The organism is Vibrio sp. 1CM23M (assembly GCF_023161755.1).
In the GTDB taxonomy this organism is placed as follows: Bacteria; Pseudomonadota; Gammaproteobacteria; order Enterobacterales; family Vibrionaceae; genus Vibrio; species Vibrio coralliirubri.
The window spans coordinates 149546-169216 of sequence record NZ_JALNTR010000005.1 but is presented as its reverse complement, the minus strand read 5'-3'; the positions used below and the strand labels follow the sequence as shown (position 1 = coordinate 169216).

At 46.3% G+C, this 19671-nt stretch carries 16 protein-coding genes and 1 other RNA gene; 2 read left to right on the top strand and 15 right to left on the bottom strand.

All coding sequences use genetic code 11. The annotated features are described in order from the left end of the window. Window positions 1-81: 81 nt before the first annotated feature. The 15 genes from ftsZ to rsmI all read right to left on the bottom strand — a co-directional run bounded on the left by ftsZ (window position 82) and on the right by rsmI (window position 17407). Window positions 82-1311, bottom strand: a complete 1230-nt coding sequence (gene ftsZ / locus MSG35_RS16680; protein ID WP_146490529.1) for a cell division protein FtsZ — start codon at window positions 1309-1311, stop codon at window positions 82-84. Window positions 1312-1342: 31 nt separating this feature from the next. Further along, window positions 1343-2611, bottom strand: coding sequence for a cell division protein FtsA (ftsA, locus tag MSG35_RS16675; protein WP_010434747.1), 1269 nt, complete (start codon window positions 2609-2611; stop codon window positions 1343-1345). Next, window positions 2604-3383 carry a cell division protein FtsQ/DivIB gene (locus MSG35_RS16670; protein WP_029235089.1) on the bottom strand — a complete coding sequence of 260 codons (780 nt, stop codon included), beginning with the start codon at window positions 3381-3383 and terminating at the stop codon, window positions 2604-2606. Before MSG35_RS16670 ends, ftsA begins: the two co-directional genes overlap by 8 nt. A gap of 191 nt (window positions 3384-3574) precedes the next feature. After that, complete coding sequence (gene murC / locus MSG35_RS16665; RefSeq protein WP_017059288.1) at window positions 3575-5035, bottom strand: UDP-N-acetylmuramate--L-alanine ligase; 1461 nt, start codon at window positions 5033-5035, stop codon at window positions 3575-3577. A gap of 13 nt (window positions 5036-5048) precedes the next feature. Next, window positions 5049-6110, bottom strand: coding sequence for an undecaprenyldiphospho-muramoylpentapeptide beta-N-acetylglucosaminyltransferase (gene murG, locus MSG35_RS16660; RefSeq protein ID WP_065676115.1), 1062 nt, complete (start codon window positions 6108-6110; stop codon window positions 5049-5051). A gap of 12 nt (window positions 6111-6122) precedes the next feature. Next, window positions 6123-7319, bottom strand: a complete 1197-nt coding sequence (gene ftsW / locus MSG35_RS16655; protein ID WP_048609688.1) for a cell division protein FtsW — start codon at window positions 7317-7319, stop codon at window positions 6123-6125. Window positions 7320-7341: 22 nt separating this feature from the next. Next, complete coding sequence (gene murD / locus MSG35_RS16650; protein ID WP_248384580.1) at window positions 7342-8658, bottom strand: UDP-N-acetylmuramoyl-L-alanine--D-glutamate ligase; 1317 nt, start codon at window positions 8656-8658, stop codon at window positions 7342-7344. A 57-nt stretch (window positions 8659-8715) separates the two neighbouring features. Further along, complete coding sequence (mraY, locus tag MSG35_RS16645) at window positions 8716-9798, bottom strand: phospho-N-acetylmuramoyl-pentapeptide-transferase (RefSeq protein ID WP_019824581.1); 1083 nt, start codon at window positions 9796-9798, stop codon at window positions 8716-8718. Further along, window positions 9795-11168 carry a UDP-N-acetylmuramoyl-tripeptide--D-alanyl-D-alanine ligase gene (gene murF, locus MSG35_RS16640; RefSeq protein WP_248384579.1) on the bottom strand — a complete coding sequence of 458 codons (1374 nt, stop codon included), beginning with the start codon at window positions 11166-11168 and terminating at the stop codon, window positions 9795-9797. Before murF ends, mraY begins: the two co-directional genes overlap by 4 nt. Next, the gene (gene murE, locus MSG35_RS16635; RefSeq protein ID WP_248384578.1) at window positions 11168-12652 is read right to left on the bottom strand and encodes a UDP-N-acetylmuramoyl-L-alanyl-D-glutamate--2,6-diaminopimelate ligase; all 1485 of its coding nucleotides are present in this window, start codon (window positions 12650-12652) and stop codon (window positions 11168-11170) included. Before murE ends, murF begins: the two co-directional genes overlap by 1 nt. 18 nt (window positions 12653-12670) lie before the next feature. Then, the gene (locus MSG35_RS16630) at window positions 12671-14428 is read right to left on the bottom strand and encodes a penicillin-binding transpeptidase domain-containing protein (protein WP_248384577.1); all 1758 of its coding nucleotides are present in this window, start codon (window positions 14426-14428) and stop codon (window positions 12671-12673) included. Next, entirely contained in the window at window positions 14425-14742 is a 318-nt protein-coding gene (gene ftsL, locus MSG35_RS16625; protein ID WP_248384576.1) for a cell division protein FtsL, read from the bottom strand. Before ftsL ends, MSG35_RS16630 begins: the two co-directional genes overlap by 4 nt. A gap of 3 nt (window positions 14743-14745) precedes the next feature. Then, complete coding sequence (gene rsmH, locus MSG35_RS16620; RefSeq protein ID WP_017059280.1) at window positions 14746-15696, bottom strand: 16S rRNA (cytosine(1402)-N(4))-methyltransferase RsmH; 951 nt, start codon at window positions 15694-15696, stop codon at window positions 14746-14748. Between the two features lie 228 nt (window positions 15697-15924). Beyond that, window positions 15925-16364: RNase P RNA component class A (rnpB, locus tag MSG35_RS16615), an RNA gene on the bottom strand. Between the two features lie 176 nt (window positions 16365-16540). After that, window positions 16541-17407 carry a 16S rRNA (cytidine(1402)-2'-O)-methyltransferase gene (gene rsmI, locus MSG35_RS16610; protein WP_248384575.1) on the bottom strand — a complete coding sequence of 289 codons (867 nt, stop codon included), beginning with the start codon at window positions 17405-17407 and terminating at the stop codon, window positions 16541-16543. A gap of 61 nt (window positions 17408-17468) precedes the next feature. Here rsmI and MSG35_RS16605 point away from each other — a divergent pair, with 61 nt between their 5' ends. Further along, window positions 17469-19286: a penicillin-binding protein activator gene (locus tag MSG35_RS16605; protein WP_248384574.1), complete on the top strand. Its 1818-nt coding sequence runs from the start codon at window positions 17469-17471 to the stop codon at window positions 19284-19286. Beyond that, entirely contained in the window at window positions 19273-19671 is a 399-nt protein-coding gene (locus tag MSG35_RS16600) for a YraN family protein (RefSeq protein ID WP_050622288.1), read from the top strand. The genes MSG35_RS16605 and MSG35_RS16600 overlap by 14 nt, the downstream gene beginning before the upstream one ends.

Below are 19671 nucleotides of genomic sequence, written 5' to 3'. Positions count from 1 at the left end.
TCAGTGCTACAAATCACGGTCAGTATTTACCGACCGCGAATTTTACCATTAATTCGACGATAGTCAAATTTTGGGTATTTGTTAATCAGCCTGACGTCGTAAGAATGCTGGAATATCTAAGTATCCACTCTCTTTCTCAGCCTTAGGTGCTGCACTTTGGCTAGCGCCTGTACCTGAAGAAACAGGTGACGTTGTTGGCTGCGGCTTAACTTGAGGTTTAACCTCAGTTTTTTCTTGCAATGGTTGTGCCACTTTCTCTTCCACTTTTGGTGCAGTTTGAGCCGCTACCTGTGGTTGAGGAGTTGTTGCAACCTTAGCTTTACCACCAGCAACTAATGTAATGTCTGGTTTTTTCTCTGTGCCGATACCTGTTGCTACAACAGTTACACGGATTTCATCCGTCATATCAGGGTCTAGAGAAGTACCAATCACAACTGTTGCGTTATCAGATGCGAATGCCTTAACTGTATTACCTACTGTTTCGAATTCATCTAGACGCATATCTAGGCCTGCTGTGATATTCACAAGAACGCCACGTGCGCCAGCTAGGTCGATGTCTTCTAGTAGTGGGCTAGAAATTGCCGTTTCAGCAGCTTCTTCAGCACGGTCTTCACCTTTTGCGATACCGCTACCCATCATTGCATGACCCATCTCAGACATTACGGTGCGAACATCCGCGAAATCGACGTTAATCATACCAGGGCGAGTAATTAGCTCAGCGATACCTTGTACAGCGTTTTTAAGTACATCATTAGCACTTGCGAAAGCTTCTAGCAGAGTTACGCCGCGGCCAAGTACTTTAAGTAGCTTTTCATTTGGAATCGTAATTAATGAATCCACATGTTTAGAAAGCTCTTCAATACCTTGCTCAGCAAACGCTAAACGCTTTTTGCCTTCAAAGCTAAATGGCTTAGTTACAACAGCAACCGTCAGCACACCCAACTCTTTCGCAACTTCAGCAATAACTGGAGCAGCACCTGTACCAGTACCACCGCCCATACCAGCTGCGATAAATACCATATCGGCGCCAGTTAGAACTTCTTTAATTCTTTCTCGATCTTCGAGAGCTGCATCACGGCCTACTTGTGGGTTTGCACCAGCGCCCAAACCTTTAGTGATATCACCACCAATTTGGATCACGCTGCTCACGCTTGTTTTACGAAGTGCTTGTGCATCAGTGTTAACACTGATGAATTCTACGCCTTCGATTGATTCACGTACCATGTGCTCAACAGCGTTACCGCCACCGCCACCAACTCCAACGACTTTAATTACTGCATCGTCAGACATTTCCATCATCGGTTCAAACATGTGTTATCTCCGTTTTTTCCTGCAACTCAGGTTAAAACTCTTTTTGTATCCAATTACGCAATTTGCCAAATAAACCAGACATAGAAGGTGCTGAACGCTTAGGTTCGCTGTAATCACCTTCATCACTGATCTGACAATCTCTTGCGTAATGAAGTAAACCAACCGCCGTAGAATGATACGGCTCTTTAACATAGTCAGTTAAGCCACTAACTTCTAACGGCTTACCAACTCGAACTTGATTGCGGAAAACGCGTTCCGCACACTCTACCAATCCGTCAATTTGTGCCGCTCCACCAGTGAGAACGACGCCAGCTGCAAGGTGGTGTTTAATACCTTCATCTCGTAGCTGTAATTGAACCGTATCAATAGTTTGGTTAACGAGACCCATAAGTTCAGTGTAACGTGGTTCAATCACTTCCGACAAAGTTTGTCGTTGCAAACTTCTCGATGGGCGACCACCAACACTTGGGACGTTAACAGAATCATCCTTGCTTACGAGTTCACTCAGAGCGCAACCATGGTTTACTTTTATCTCTTCAGCATCGCTCACTGGCGTGCCGAAAGCGAAGGCAATATCACTGGTTACTGCATTTCCTGCGTAGGAAAAGACTTCTGTGTGTCGAAGTGCGCCGCCAGTCCAAATGGAAATATCCATTGTACCCGCACCGATATCGACCACACACACTCCAAGCTCTCTCTCGTCTTCAGTAATTACCGCATTGCTTGAGGCAAGTCCTGAAAACACGATTTGTTCTACTGTGAGACCACATCGTTCAACAGCTTTAATAATGTTTCTCGCCATGTCGCTATGGCAAGAAATTAGGTGAACACTGACTTCCATTCGAACACCAGATAAGCCAAGTGGGTTCTTAATCCCTTCTTGATAATCAATGGTAAATTCTTGTGGGATCACGTGCAGAATTCTCTGCTCATCACCTATTTTAATTGATTTCGCGGTATGGATCGCTCGATCCATATCGTCTTGAGACACCTCTTCATCGGAGATAGTGCCCATGCCTTTTTCAATTCGGCTTGCGATATGTTTACCCGATAGCGAGATAAATACATTGCTGATTTGGCATTCCGCCATCAACTCTGCTTGATCAATAGCTCGCTGAACCGACTTAACTACCGACTCTAGGTCGTTTACACCACCTTTATCCATACCTCTGGATGGGCTTTGCCCAGAACCAATGATATTGATTTGACCATCAGGCAATATTTCACCAACCAGAGCTGATATGGTCGCAGTGCCTATATCAAGACCAACGATTATGTTGTCATCTGCGGTCTTAGTCATCTGTGCTCTCTTCTAACTCTTGCTCTGGAAACCAGCCTACAGCGGCTCCCGTATCATACCTGAGGTCGATGTAGCTCACTTGATTCGCTTTACTACCAAGTTCGTTGTAAAGCGAAATGAAGCGTTCAACACGCTCATCTAAAGAATCTTTACCTAGTTCTAAACGGATACCGTTATCTAGGATTATTTGCCAAGCGCGACGCTCATTGAGAACGAGAGAGGTAACGGTTAACCCTAGACTGTTAATCAAAGGGGTTATCTGTCGCCACTTTTCTATCACTTCTTGGCTGGTGCCGTCTGGGCCGTAAAGCTTAACTCTATCGCCCTTTAACAGGCCGATATCACCATTAAACACCTGACCATCGTCATTCAGCAGCATGTTACCGTTCCAGATTGCTGCTGCATGGTACTCAGTCAAAAATACTTTTATTGTGTCTGGCCACTGCTTACGAATGGAGACCACTGAAACCCAAGGTAACGCTTCTAAACTGTCTTGCAACACACCTATGTCTTGCGACATGAAGGTTCCAATATGCTCTAGCTCGCTAAAGGCATGTTGAACATCACCAGCGGTTACGTAAGTTAAGTCGCCTTGAAGTACTATTTTGGAGAGAGGCAATCGCTGATCGTCCCACATCCAAGTCAGTGTGGTATAGAAAAGAAACCCAATGAATAGCAATACCATGACAAAAAAAGACCCGCCTAAGGCGTGTTTCTTGAGCGACGGTAAACTGAATAGGTGGCGGTTTTCGCTAAAAGTACTTTCTACCAAAGCCCGCATTCCCTGTCGTTGGTTCGCAATTCTATTCCCTATCTTCGTAATAGAGGTAAAAGCACTTACTTTAACCTATGAATTATACTGAGCAAAATCAAACTATCAAACGTTGATAATAAGATTTTTGGTCAATTTTAGGTCAATCGCAAGAAGTGAGCGATTGACCACAGTCTGTAGACAGTATTCTGTTACGCGTTCTGCATTTTATTAATGTCTAACTGTAACGATTCTAACTGCTTCGCTACTCGACCAACATCGCCTGCACCCTGCGTTAAAACAAGGTCACCGCCTTGAATTACGTTGGCTAAAGCCGATGGCAGTGCGTTGATATCGGCAACAAAAATTGGATCTATCTTACCACGCCCACGAATAGTTCGACTTAATGAACGTCCGTCAGCCCCTGCAATAGGTTTCTCACCTGCAGAATAAACATCTAACAGAATTAGGACATCAACCTGCTCAAGAACGTTCGCAAAATCATCATACAGATCGCGAGTACGGCTATAACGGTGTGGTTGGAAGATCATTACAAGACGTTTGTCAGTCCAGCCACTTCGTGCTGCTTGAATCGTCACATCAACTTCGGTTGGGTGATGACCGTAATCATCGACCAACATTGCCACGCCTTTACCTGTTTCGTACTCACCTAGGTGATCGAAACGGCGACCCGTGCCTTCGGTTCCTGCCATCGCTTTTAGAATCGCTTCATCGCTGATGTCATCTTCTGTTGCAACAGCAATCGCCGCAGATGCATTCAATGCATTGTGACGACCCGGAATGTTTAACGTGATATCAAGGTTAGCTTTACCTTCACGTACCACCGTGAATTTACCTTGCTGGCCTTCTTGTACGTAGTTCTCAATACGAATATCCGCATCTTCTGAGAAACCGTAAGTAATCACCTGGCGACTTACCTGAGGAATAAGCTCACGCACTACTGGATCATCAACACACATCACAGCCTGGCCGTAGAATGGTAGGTTGTGTAAAAAATCAATAAACGTCTGCTTTAGCGTTTCAAAATCGCCGCCGTAGGTATCCATATGATCCGCTTCAATGTTAGTTACGATACTAACCATTGGTTGCAGATGTAAGAATGACGCATCACTCTCATCGGCTTCAGCGATAAGAATACGGCTTGAACCTAAACGTGCGTTAGTGCCAGCACTTTTCACCAAACCACCGTTTACGAAGGTTGGATCTAGGCCAGCTTCCGAGTAAATCTGTGTCACTAACGCAGTCGTGGTTGTCTTACCGTGCGTACCTGCCACAGCAATGCCGTGACGAAAACGCATCAGCTCAGCCAGCATTTCTGCACGACGAACGATCGGTGTGCGCGCTTCACGAGCTGCAATAATTTCTGGGTTCTCTTCGTTGATAGCGGTTGAAACCACCACCACACTTGCGTCGGCAACGTTACTTGCTTGGTGACCGATATAAACGGTCGCACCCTTGCTAACTAAACGATCAGTCACTGGGTTTTGAGCAATATCAGAACCCGTGATCTGGTAGCCTTCATTTAGCAAGACTTCAGCAATCCCGCTCATTCCGGCACCACCAATACCAATGAAGTGGATAGATTTAACACGGCGCATCTCTGGCACCATTGCACGGATTTGCGCTAAGTCTTGGGTATGTTCAATCGTCATCAATTCAATCTCATTATTTTGCTAAAGCTTTAATCGCTTCAGCGACGGTCACATCAGCATCAAGCTTGGCGGCTTGACGAGCTTTTGTTGCCATCATTTTTAATTCATTTCTATCAAGCTGCGCGATAGTGTTCGCTAGCTTATCAGCCGTTAGTTGAGGCTGTTCAATCATTAACGCTGCGCCACATTCAACTAAATGGTCGGCATTCAACGCTTGTTGTCTGTCTTTGTGCATAAACGGAACGAAGATAGATCCGACACCTGCCGCAGACACTTCTGATACGGTTAATGCACCTGAGCGACACACTAATAGATCTGCCCACTCATAAGCTTGCGCCACATCATCAATAAATTCAGTCACTTGAACATTATCAACAGAATGTGATTTGTATTGCTCAATAACTTGTTGTTGATTGTTCTTACCCGCTTGGTGCATCACAGTGAATCCTTCACCAAGCTGCGCCATCGTTACTGGCAAGGTATCGTTTAGGATTTTTGCGCCCTGACTTCCGCCCATAACCAAGATGCGGATGTCACCATCACGCTCAGCCATGCGTTGCTCGGGTTCAGCTAAAGCAACCACATCTTCGCGTACTGGGTTACCCACCACTTCTGCGGTAGGGAAAGCACCAGGGAAAGCTTGGAAAACCTTTTTAGCAATCTTAGACAGCCATTGGTTGGTTAAACCTGCCACTGCATTTTGTTCATGCAGAACCACTGGAATGCCAGACAACCATGCCGCGATACCACCCGGGCCACTCACGTAACCACCCATGCCAAGCACCACATCAGGTTGCCATGCTTTAATGTGTTGTCTTGCCTGAAGTATGGCATTAATAATCTGGAACGGCGCTTTAATTAACTTGCTAATGCCTTGACCACGCAGGCCTTTCACCTTGATGAAGTCGATCTCAATACCATGCTTTGGTACCAAATCCGCTTCCATTCTGTCTGCCGTTCCTAACCAGCGAATTTCCCAGCCTTGTTGCTGAAGCTTTTTAGCTACCGCTAACCCTGGGAAAACGTGACCGCCAGTACCACCAGCCATCACTAAAAGTTTTTTGTTTTGTTTCATCACGTTATATTCTTATTCTACTAATTCGTTTTGATTATCAGCTTGTTCTTTTTGTTGCATTCGACATTCGTGATCGATACGCAGCAGCATAGATACCGCCACCGACATCACGATAAGACTTGAACCACCATAACTGATCAACGGCAAGGTTAGACCTTTAGTTGGGACGATGCCTGAAGCTGCACCTACGTTAACAAGCGTCTGAAATGCAAACCAAATACCGATACCAAATGCTAGATAACCACTGAATACTTGGTCATTTTCAAAGGCCTTTTTGCCAATAAAAATGGCTTTAAAAACCAAGCTAAAGATGAGTATCAACACCAAGGTCACGCCAACAAAACCCAATTCTTCTGCTAGCACAGCAAATACAAAATCGGTGTGTGCTTCGGGTAGGTATTCGAGTTTCTGAATTGAGTTACCGAGCCCTTGCCCCATCCAATCACCACGGCCAAACGCCATCAATGACTGAGTTAACTGGTAACCACTGCCGAACGGGTCGTTCCAAGGTTCCCAGAATGAGGTAACACGTCGAACACGATAAGGTTCTATAACAATCAAACCGACGACCGCGGCAATACCTGCCACCATCAAGGCGATAAACTGTGAAAGCTTGGCACCAGCAATGAATAGCATGCCGAACAGGGTAACTAGCATTACGACCACTGTACCTAAATCGGGCTGGCCCAGCAGCAGCACGGCAAAAGCGCCGAACACCATGATCGGTTTACCAAAACCACCGAAGAAGGTTTTTCTGACTTCATCTTGTTTACGAACCAAGTAGCCCGCCATAAAGATAAACAGCGATAACTTGGCGACTTCAGCAGGTTGTAAGTTAAATAGCCCTAATGGGATCCAACGCGATGCGCCGTTAACCGACTTACCGACGGCTAGTACCACAATCAGCAAGAAGAAGGACAAGCCCAGTAGATACATACTGTATTGAAACCAGCGCTGCATCGGGATTTGCAATATGACGCTGGAGACACCTAACGCCAACACAAGGAAGATGGCATGACGGAACATAAAGTGAAATGGCTGATCGGTTAAACGAGCACTGATAGGAAACGAAGCCGACGTTACCATCACTAAGCCCGTCAGCATCAGTCCAAGAGCAATCCATACCAATTGACGATCGTAAAGCGCCTCTGGTGTGGCACGGTTAAGCCATTGCCAAATAGATTGATTGATCTCTTTCACTCTTTGCACTGAATGTTAGTCCTTCAACACGTTAGGCATACTCATGAGCAAGTTCAGTGAACGCATCACCCCTTGCCATGAAGTTATTAAATTGATCGAAGCTGGCACACGCCGGAGACAACATCACCATATCACCAGCCACTAACTGCTTCGAGATACTCTCGATAATGTCACCCATAGTTTCAAACGTCTTAGACGATGGGTGTAACGGCATAAATTGCGCTGCATCTTCACCAAAACAACACAGTTGAACGCGCTCTAGTTGTGACAACACTGGCTTAAGCTCGCTAAAGTCGGCACCTTTACCAACCCCACCAACCAGAAGATACAAAGTACCTTGGCACTCTAAGCCCGACAGAGCCGCTAATGTACTGGCTACGTTGGTCGCTTTTGAGTCGTTAACCCATTTGATTTCGCGTTTGTCAGCCACGACTTGGCAACGATGCGTCAAACCATTGTAGGCTTTCAGAGCTTCAAGGCTTTTGCTGTAATCAATACCGACTTGTTTAAGCAGTGCTAGCGAGACTAACGCATTTGCCACATTGTGACGTCCAACCAATGTTAAATCTTGGGTAGCAAGTACAGGCTTACCGTTGTCCATTAGCCATTCAATGCCATCAACTGTCGCGACACCAAACTCTTGGTCATCGAGTCCGAATGTTACTAGTGACATGTTGTGGTCTGGATACGTCTCTTTGTCGTCGCGGTTAACAATCGCATATTGAGCATTGTTAAAGATTCTTAGTTTGGCATCGCGGTAATCGGCCATGCCTTGGTAGCGATCCATATGGTCTTCTGACAGATTCAGAAATGCTGCTGCTGCTAAGTTTAGGCTTGATGTTGTTTCTAACTGAAAGCTTGAAAGCTCAAGAACATATAAATCAGCATTAAGCTCTAGAAGATCTAAGGCAGGAATACCGATGTTGCCACCGACCCCAACGTTAAGACCAGCAGCCTTAGCAAGCACACCCGTTAAATCGGTCACCGTGCTCTTGCCGTTAGAGCCCGTGATAGCCACAACGGGTTTGTCTACCGCCCAGCCAAACAGTTCAATATCACCAACAACCGGAGTACCCGTTTGAATAACATCTTGAATTTCAGGGGTCGCGAGTGCGATACCTGGGTTAGCAACCACCAAATCAGCTTCCGCTAACCATTGGCTATTCCAACTTCCAGAATGTAGCTCTACCGACTCAGGTAAAGATTCTTTTCCTGGTGGTAGCTCTCGCGTATCAATGACCTTCACATGCGTATGAGGTTGATATTTTACGAGATGTTTAACGACAGAGAGCCCGGTAATACCGAGCCCCACAACCACTACATTTTGAATATTTTGCCAACGTTCCATTTAAACAAGATGCTCTTAATAGTTTTAAAGAGCCCCTATTCAGAGGCTCACACAGGATTAACGAACTTTCAGTGTCGCTAGGCCAACCAGTACTAATACCATTGAGATGATCCAAAAACGCACGATAACACGCGGCTCTGGCCAACCTTTCAGTTCATAGTGGTGGTGAATCGGTGCCATGCGGAAAATACGCTGACCACGTAATTTGTAAGAGCCCACCTGCAGAATCACTGACAGAGTCTCCATTACAAATACACCGCCCATGATAACCAGTACCAACTCTTGGCGAACTAACACAGCAATCACACCCAATGCACCGCCCAGTGCTAGCGAACCAACATCGCCCATGAATACTTGAGCTGGGTAGGTGTTGAACCATAGGAAACCAAGTCCTGCACCGACGATAGCAGTACATACAACTACAAGCTCAGAAGTGTACGGGATGTATGGAATGTGTAGATATGCCGCGAAGTTAACGTTACCTGTCGCCCATGCAATCACAGCAAAACCAGCAGCAACCATCACTGTTGGCATAATCGCCAAACCATCTAGGCCGTCTGTTAGGTTCACCGCGTTACTGGTACCCACAATAACAAAATAGGTCAGTACGATGTACAATAAACCTAATTGTGGCATCACATCTTTAAAGAAAGGAACAACCAGTTGGGTTGCCGCAGTATCGTGTCCGTGAGCATACAGAGCAAACGCAACAACCAATGCAATCGCTGATTGCCAGAAGTATTTCCAGCGAGCGATCAAGCCATCAGTGTTTTTACGAACCACTTTACGGTAGTCATCAACAAAGCCAACCGCACCGTAACCGCCAAGGACAACCAATACCGCCCAAACGTAAGGGTTAGAAAGATCAGCCCACATTAATACCGTAATAATAATGGCAGCTAGGATCATCACGCCGCCCATGGTTGGTGTACCACGTTTGCTAAAGTGAGATTCAGGGCCGTCATTACGAACAACTTGACCAATTTGTAGCATTTGCAGACGCTCAATTAAACGAGGTCCCATCCACAGCGACAGACATAAAGCCGTCAAAATACTCGCGATTGCACGAAACGATAGGTATTCGAACAAACGGAAAAAAGAAAGGTGTGGCTGTAGTAGCTCTGCAAGCCAAATTATCATGAAAAGTTCTCCTTTAAAGCAGCGGCTATTTTACTCATTCCTGCACTATTCGCGCCTTTTACCAACAAGGTATGTGACGCGTTTTCTGGCAAGCATAAGTGCTGCTCTATGTGCGCGATCATCGCTTGATGCGTTGCAAAGTGGGTACCATTACAGACCTCACTAATCACCTTGGTATCATCACCGTAAGTGAGTACATGCTCAAAAGCGAATGGGGCAGCATATTCACCGACTTGACGGTGAAGTGCAAGGCTTTCGTCGCCTAATTCAGCCATATTGCCTAAAATCAACCAACGCTGACCTTTGAAGCTCGACAGCAGTTTGGCTGCCGCCTTCATTGCAGGTACGCTGGCGTTATAACTGTCATCTATCAGCTTGATATTCTGACTTAATTGTTGAACCTCAACTCGTCCTTTGACAGAGATAAGATTCGCTAAACCATTTTTTACTTCTTCAAGCGTGGCACCAAACTGAATGCTCAACGCTGCTGCGGCCAACGCATTCGCTACGTTATGCTGACCGATAATGCCAAGCTCAACCGGCATAGCGCCTTGCGGTGTTTGCATCTCAAAGCAAGCTTCGCCCTGTTCATTAATGCGAATATGCTTAGCAAAGTAATCTGCCGTGTTGTCGCTTTCTGAAAATGTCAGTACCGTTTTATCTGCGAGTACTTCATTCCAGAAGTCACCACCGTTGCTTTCTAGATTAACAATAGCAGTATCACCGGCAGCAAGCCCCTGAAAGATTTCACCTTTCGCTTGTTTAACACCATCAATTGAGCCAAAGCCCTCTAGATGCGCGGCAGCAACGTTATTCACTAAGGCCACCTGTGGTTTCACAAGTTGCGTGGTATAGGCGATTTCACCAATGTGGTTCGCGCCCAGTTCTATCACGGCGTAGTCGTCATTGGGTTCACTACGCAGCAAGGTTAGTGGTACTCCAATATCATTATTGAAGTTACCTGCCGTAAACAGCACCTTGCCACGTTGTTGCAGAATGCTCGCCACCATCTCTTTGACGGTTGTTTTACCACAGCTTCCTGTTATCGCCATGGTTGGCACGTCACATTGTTTGTGGATCCAAGCACTTAGCTGACCTAAAGCAAGTTTAGTGTCTTCAACAACAACTTGAGTAATATTTAGGTCAAGTTTTCGTTCGACTAACAACGCACTCGCATTTGCCTCAACCGCTTGATGACAAAAGTCATGCGCATCGAAACGTTCTCCGACGATAGCCACAAACAATGCGCCTTCTTCAACGGTGCGAGTGTCGGTAGAAACGGCATTAATTACAGCACTGTTTGAGTTACCAGCCTCAATCAACTCGCCGCTGACCGCTGAACAAATCTGTTCGAGTGATAAATCAATCATTATGAAATACCTAAAAGTTGAAGCGCAGACTCTCGATCTGAGTAATGGATCGTTTCGTCTTTTAATACTTGGTAATCCTCATGGCCTTTACCAGCCAAAAGAATAATGTCATTGCTGTCTGCCTGTTCAAGCGCGAACTTAACCGCTTGGTAGCGATCGTGTTCCACAAATGCAGATTCAGGTTTGTTTAAGCCTGCCAGCATGTCTTTGACAATCAAGGCAGGATCTTCGCTACGAGGGTTGTCATCTGAAATAATGATTTTATCGGCGAACTGCTCTGCGGTCGCTGCCATCATTGGACGCTTACCAGTGTCACGGTCACCGCCGCAGCCAAAGATAGCCCATAGTTTTCCAGAACAGTGAACTCGCAATGCTGCTAATGCTTTTTCTAAAGCGTCTGGCGTATGCGCGTAATCGACAACCACTTTTGCTTTGTTCGGCACTTGGAATAGCTCCATTCGGCCAATCACAGGTTGCAGCTGAGGCGCAGTGTCGACCAAGATTTGCTTATCGATACCTAATGACAGCAAGGTAGCAAAGGCAACCAGTACGTTTGATGCGTTGAACTGACCAATTAATGGAACGGAAAGATCGCCTTGTCCCCAACCACCATCGAAAGAGAGCTTAATCCCAGTTTCTGCATAAGCAACATCAGATGCCCATACCGACTGTTGGTAGCCCGTTAATGGAAGTAATGAAACAGCAATCGCATTCGATAAATCTGTCATCCAAGCTTTGCCTACTTCGTCATCAACGTTTATGACAGCGTGCTTGCATTTATGTTCGGTAAACAGACTCTTCTTAGCCAAAGCGTACTCTTCCATCGTGCCATGGTAATCAAGATGGTCACGGCTCAAATTAGTAAATACACCGACTTCGAAGTCCAAGGCTTTAACGCGACCTTGCACCAAACCATGAGAAGATATTTCCATAGCTGTGTAAGCCGCGTTTTCTTCAGCTAACTCACTCAGTGTGCGTTGTATTTCAATCGCACTGCCTGTGGTATTCGCTGCGGTTTTTAGATTGTCTAAAAAGCCATTACCCGTGGTGCCCATTACCGCAGAGCGTTGACCAACAAGATCAAGCCATTGAACAATCAATTGGGTGATGGTGGTTTTGCCATTGGTGCCGGTAACACCAATCAGCTTAGTTGCTTGAGACGAGTAAACACGACCGGCCAACTCAGATAACACCAAGTTAAGATCTTTAATGTAAATTACTGGAACAGCATCCAACCACTCAATCAGACCATGGGCCTTTTCTGCATCAGCTTGTGCGATAACGGCATTGGTTCCCTGTGCGACCGCTTTGTCGATGAAACGACGGCCATCAACAGCATGCCCAATCACAGCAACAAAAATATCGCCGTCTTTGATGGCACGGCTATCCAACTCCAACTGTTCAACAGCAATCGAATCCAGCTCAGGTGAACTAAAGTCACCCCAAGGAGAAAGTAAAGATGACAGCGTGAGGCTATTACTCATATTGAATCCTGATTGGCTCTATTCTTGAAACTTGTTTTCATCAGCAGGGACATTCAGTATTTGCAATGCACCCTTCATGATTTCAGAAAAAACGGGGGCAGCAACTGAACCGCCATAGTAAAGGTCACCTTGAGGCTCATTGACCACAACAACCAGCGCGACTCTTGGGTCACTAACCGGGGCAAAACCTGCGGTGATCGCAATGTATTCGTCACTGTATCCGCCAGCTTCAGCCTTACGAGAAGTACCCGTTTTTGCTGCAACTCGGTAACCAGGAACGGCCGCTCTTGTTGCTGTGCCGCCTTTTTGAGTCACCCCTTCGAGCATATTCAAAACCAGTTCAGCGTTCTCGCGCTTGATGATCTGCTTAGAAAAGTCTTGGTCGTTACTCTTAATAATATGAATCGGTTCATACATGCCTTTGTTGGCTAGCGTCGCATACGCATGGGCCAACTGCATCGGTGTCACAGACAAACCGTAACCGAATGATAGTGTTGCAATTTCAAACTTAGACCAGCGACGACGATTCGGGAAAATACCGCTCGTTTCACCGATTAAGTTCAGCCCAGACATTTCGCCCAAACCTACAGAACTGTACATCCCAAGCAGAGCTTCTAAAGGCATGTTAAGTGCCAACTTCGCCACACCGATGTTACTCGACTTCTTGAGGATCAGCGCTAAATCAGCCTTACCGACTTTAGAAGAATCTCGCACACGGCTACCACCGATCTGCATGATGCCGTTGCCAGTATCAATAACGATATCTGGTTCTGCCGTGCCGTTCTCTAGCGCCGCCAAAACCACAAAAGGTTTCACGGTAGAGCCGGGCTCCATCGCATCGGTAAGTACGCGGTTACGCATTTTAAAACTTTGTAAATCAGCACGATTGTTCGGGTTATAAGAAGGGGCATTGACCATCGCCAACACAGCGCCGGTTTTTACATCCAACAAAATAGCAGAGCCAGAAGTCGCCTTATGATCGGCCACCGCCTGTTTAATCGCTCGGTAGGCGATCGCTTGTAATCGTTGATCGATCGTTAGCTCGAGTGGTTTGCCTTCTTCACGCTCTTCTAAAGCAATGTTTTCAACAACACGTCCGTAGCGATCTTTACGAATCGTTCGCTTACCCGCCTCGCCAGTAAGCCATTTGTCATAGCTGCGCTCAACGCCTTCTAGGCCGTGTCCATCAATACCGGTCACACCGATAAGGTGCGCACTGACTTCGCCTGCAGGATAGTAACGTCGAGATTCCGCTTTCAGGCCAACACCCACCAGCTTAAGCTCACGGATATACTTAGCCATTGCAGGGCTAACTTGTCTTTGCAGGTAAATAAATCGACGGGATTTGTTACTAGAGATCTTGTCGATCATCGATTGTCGCTCTAAGCCAAGTACATCGGCTAACGCGTACCAACGATCAATTTGGGCCATGCCGTTTTTATCGAAAATCGTTTTAGGATCGGCCCATACCGCTTCAACTGGAACACTCACAGCAAGCGGCTCGCCATTACGGTCTGAAATAATACCGCGAGCAGAAGGAATTGCCTTAACACGTACCGAGCGAAGGTCGCCCTGACGAATTAAGTTATCTGGTTCAATGATTTGGATGTAAGCCACACGACCAACCAGCGCAGCAAAGGCAAGAAACACGAAAGCAATAACGACGTTGAAACGCCATTTAATAAGAATTGGATCCGAATCCTTTTCGCTCTTCACTCGCTCTTTCGTTGGTTTCTTAACGGCTTTTGCGGGTGCTTTTTCCTTTTTACCGGTCATTTCAGTGTGATCACAACTTCTTTTTCAGAGTCTGGACGTTTCATGTCTAGCTCTCTTTTTGCCGATGCTTGAACGCGACTATGTTCAGCCAGAGCCGTCTCTTCAAGCATTAAATTTCGCCACTCATTATCAAGCTGTTCTCGCTCCACCAATGCCGTGTCTTTTTGCGTGATCGCCTGACGTGACATATGTGTCGTGAGAACGACCCCCATCGCACTCGCAAAGATACAGATCAGAAGCATCAATGGGACCTTGCCCACGGAGATCAAATCAAAAAATATTATCTTGGCTAAGTTAGGTTTGGAGGTCTTCATTGACTATAGCTTTTCTGCGATTCGTAATACTGAGCTACGTGAACGAGTATTCTCATCCACTTCGCCTTTCGATGGTTTGATCGCTTTACCAACCGGCTTAAGATCAGCACTGCCTAGCGCTTTGATCTGCTCTTCTGTCAGTGGCAGGCCATGTGGTACTTGCGGGCCTTGGCTCTCTTTACGGATAAAGCGCTTCACCATGCGGTCTTCAAGTGAGTGGAAGCTGATAACAGACAAACGGCCTTCAGGAGCAAGAATGCTTGCTGCGCCTTTCAGTGCGGTATCGATCTCTTCAAGTTCACTGTTGATGTAGATACGGAATGCTTGGAAAGCACGTGTTGCTGGGTGCTTTTTCTCTTTGAAGCTTTTTGGAGCTACATCCGAGATAAGCTTAGCCAACTGACCGGTACGCGTTAGTGGTTCGTTCTCTTCATTCTCTTGATAAGCAATGATGCCTTTCGCGATACGACGAGCGTGTTTGTCTTCACCGAACTCACGAATAACCCATGTGATGTCATCAAGATCGGCTTCAACTAACCACTGAGAGACAGGAATACCGGTTGTTGGGTCCATACGCATATCAAGCGGACCGTCTTTCATGAAGCTAAAGCCACGCTCAGCGTCATCTAGCTGTGGTGAAGAAACACCTAGATCCAGTAACACACCATCCACTTGACCGACTAAGTCATAACGCTCTGCATATTCAGCCATACCTGAGAACGGGCCGTGAATAATCGTAAAACGAGGGTCATCAATCTTTTGCGCTTCTGCAATCGCTTGTGGATCGCGGTCAATACTAAAGAGTCGTCCATTCTCGCCCAGTTTAGACAGGATTGTACGGCTGTGACCACCACGGCCAAAAGTACCATCGATGTAGGTACCGTCAGGTTTGATCGCAAGTCCGTCAATAGATTCGTTAAGCAATACTGAAATATGTTTGAATGCTTCTGTCATAGTCTTCTCAGTGAGTGGATTGAGCCATTAGTTCGGCAATAATTTGTTCTATTAACGTTTTAGTGTACTGATTTCACGCCGTATCTCCACCATATTGTGTATAGGCTTTGGGAATTTTTGACCCAAGCTCATATCAGGATGAAGGATTCTAAGGAAATCTAAATAATTTACGTCAATATAAAGCAAAAAACCCATCACTACCGTTAAGTAATGATGGGTTCTTTATATAGGTGGAGTTGACACATACGCCGGGTTCTGTTCCGCTTGCGCGGCGGTAACCATTCGTCTAGGCCTGCAATCGCTCACAGGCTCAAGCAATCTACCCGCCCCCATACGCGAGCAACGCAATGTGAGGGCCTATTTGATCTTGCTCCGGGTGGAGTTTACCTTGCTACGAACTGTTGCCAGTCGCACGGTGCGCTCTTACCGCACCCTTTCAGCCTTACCTGTACCCCTTCCGAAGAAATGAGGCCATCGGCGGTCTTCTCTCTGCTGCACTTGTCGTGGGCTCGCGCCCCCCAGACGTTATCTGGCACCCTGCTCTATGGAGCCCGGACGTTCCTCCCCTCTACCAGTCTCCCGAAGGACTTCAACGTCAGTTTCCCGAAGGACCTCAACGTCAGTCTCCCGAAGGACATCAGCAAAGCAGCGATTACCCGTTCAACTCCGAGGGCGGATTGTATAGAGATTAGGGTGCAGTGTCTAGCGAGATCACAAATATGGTGCAAACCTCTAAGCAACTGCGTGATTTTTACACAATTCAGACAAAAAAAGAGGAATGACGGCAATACCATCATTCCTCACAAGCTTTTCAATACAGGTTAGCTACTCTATAAAGAGGTTTCTAGTTGTCTAGATGCTCTAGGCCCCATTTGTATAAAGCGTTCTTTTTCAGATTGTAGATTTCCGCCGTCATCGCCGCCGCTTTTTTAAGCGGTAGCTCTTTGGTTAGAATGCCTAGTGTGCGAGTCGCTTCGTCTGACAGTTCTGTGCTCGCTTCTTCACGGTGGCCGTGAATCAGTAACACCATCTCACCGCGTTTACGGTTCGCGTCTTCTTCAATCCACTCAATAAGTTCACCAAGTGGCAGCCCTTGGATGGTTTCGAAGGTTTTGGTTAGCTCACGCGCCAATACAACCTCACGGTCAGGGCCAAGAATCTCAAGCATGTCTTGTAGAGAATCTGAAATACGGTGTGGTGATTCATAGAAGATGCAGGTGCGCTCTGCTTTTGCGATCTCTAAGAACTTGTCTTTACGACCTTTGCTCTTTGGTGGCAAGAAGCCTTCAAAGCTGAAACGATCTGACGGTAAACCAGAAGCACTTAACGCGGTAATCACAGCGCAAGCACCAGGAAGTGGCACAACTCTCACACCCGCTTGACGACATTGTGAGACAAGATGGTAACCTGGGTCACTAATTAAAGGAGTACCCGCATCAGAGACTAATGCGATAGACTGACCTTCTAATAACCTTTCGACTAGAACTTGCGCTTTAGTTTGTTCATTATGATCATGTAAAGCGAACGTTCTGGTTGATATATTGAAGTGAGCAAGCAGCTTACCCGTGTGGCGTGTGTCTTCGGCTGCAATAACATCGACACTTGATAAAATTTCAATTGCTCTTTGAGTGATATCTCCCAAATTTCCGATTGGGGTTGGCACAATGTAGAGAGTTGGGCTCTCTGTGAGCAAGGTTTTGTTATCTGTCATTTGTTTACCATCACTTCAACGATTAATATAGATACAAATTTATACGGAATTTAAAGAACTCATGGCAACGATGAACCATAAGAGACTCAGTGTACCACGCTTACTAACTCCAATTGCATTAGCAATTACATTGGCGGCTTGTTCTTCAGGTCCTCAAGCACCAACGAGCGTTGATATTACACTAGATCCAGCGCAATCAACTGAAAGTTACATGATGCAGGCGGATAGTAGCAAAGGAAGTCTACAAAACGACTGGTTAATCATGGCGCTTAAGGCTTCTGTGCAAGCTGGAAAAACCGATCAAGCAACTCTGCTTATTAAACGCTTAGCAAAACAAGAGCTGAGCGAAACGCAACAAGCGGAATGGCAATTAGCGCGCGCTCAACTGCTGGTGAATAACTCGCAGCCTGAACAAGCTTATAGCCAACTGAACTTCCAGCCTTGGTGGAAACTTCCGAACGAGCAGTGGAAAGATTATCACGAGCTACGCGCGAACATTTCTGAAATGCAAAGCGAGTATTTTGAAGCAAGCCGTGAGTTAGTTCTTTATTCAGAATATCTAGACGCTGACGACGAGCTCCAACAACAAGCTGCTGACCGTATTTGGCAGAACCTAAATAGCTACTCTCAATATGAGATTCTAAAGCTTAAGACGTCGCCTACAGAAGACGTTCTTGCAGGTTGGTTACAGCTGGCGATTTACATGAAGACGCTGAACTCAAACCTTCCAAACCTGCAGGAAACTCTGTCTGATTGGCTAGCAGAGAGTCCTCAGCACCCAGCAGCGACATACACACCTCAAGCGATCACTGACATCTTAGCGCTAGAGATCAGCAAGCCAACCAGCACTGCACTATTACTGCCTCTAACCGGTAAGTACGGCAAGCAGGCACAACTTGTGCGTGACGGTTTCATCTTTGCGATGATGAATGACAAAGAGCGCGAAGAAGATGCAACGCTGACGGTAATGGATACCAACGTGCAAAGTGCCGCTGAGATTAAAGCGACACTGGAAGAGAACAACGTTGATTTCATCGTTGGCCCGCTGATCAAGAGTAACATCACTAAACTTCAGCAAGCACAGAAAAACCACGAAAACTCGATTCCAGCATTAGCTCTGAACATTCCAACACAACTAGAACCTGATACTAACATTTGTTATCTCGCTCTATCGCCAGAACAAGAAGTTGCTCAGGCAGCGAAACACCTATTTGCTCAAGGCTACAAGTACCCGCTTATCCTTGCGCCAAGAGGACGTTTAGGTGAGCGTGTTGAGCAAGCGTTTAAAGAAGAGTGGAAAAAATACAGCAGCAACGATGTTGCTATCAGCTTATTCTCTGACAAACGCCAACTGCAACGTAATGTGAATCAGGTATTCGGCTTGCAAGAGAGCCAACAGCGTATCGCTCAAATGGACGGGTTACTGAACCTAGACCTAGAAACAGAGCCACGCAGCCGTCGTGATATCGATTCTGTTTACATTGTGGCTAAGAACTCAGAGCTAACGCTAATCAAACCCTTCATTGAAGTTGCAATTAACCCTGATGCTAGCCAGCCCGCTCTTTTCTCAAACTCACGCAGCAACAGCGGTGATAAGCAGTATGAAGACCTAACCGGCGTGTTCTACAGCGACATCCCACTATTGATTGAGAACAAAAACGAGCTTAATAAAGAGCTAAACGACCTATGGCCTGCACACTCAAACGGCCAAAAGCGTCTGCAAGCACTGGGAATGGATGCATACTACCTAATGGATGCACTGCCACAGATGAAAGCCGTACAGGGTTACAGCATTCCAGGTGAAACGGGTGTGCTAACCATCGACAACAACTGTGTCGTTCAACGTGAAATCAGCTGGGCAGAGCATGGGGCTTTTTAGCCGAAAGTTCCTATCCAAACCAAGTATCACCCACAAGCAAGTGGGTGATAAATACGAGACCGTGGCAAAATCTTATCTGATTAACCACGGTTTATCGTTAATAGAAGAAAACTTCATAGCAAAATGTGGCGAGATTGATCTTATAATGCGCCATAACAATACGGTTGTGTTTGCTGAGGTAAAATACCGCAAGCAAACCCGCTACGGACATGCCGCTGAAATGGTGACTGCCAAGAAGTCACAGAAACTGCTCAAAACAGCCAATGTTTGGCTTATGCAGCAAGGCTTGTCGGTGCACTCTACAGATTTCAGGTTTGATATTGTTGCCATTGAAGGGCCGAATGACACTATCGACTGGATTCAAAACGCGATTACCCAAGGATAA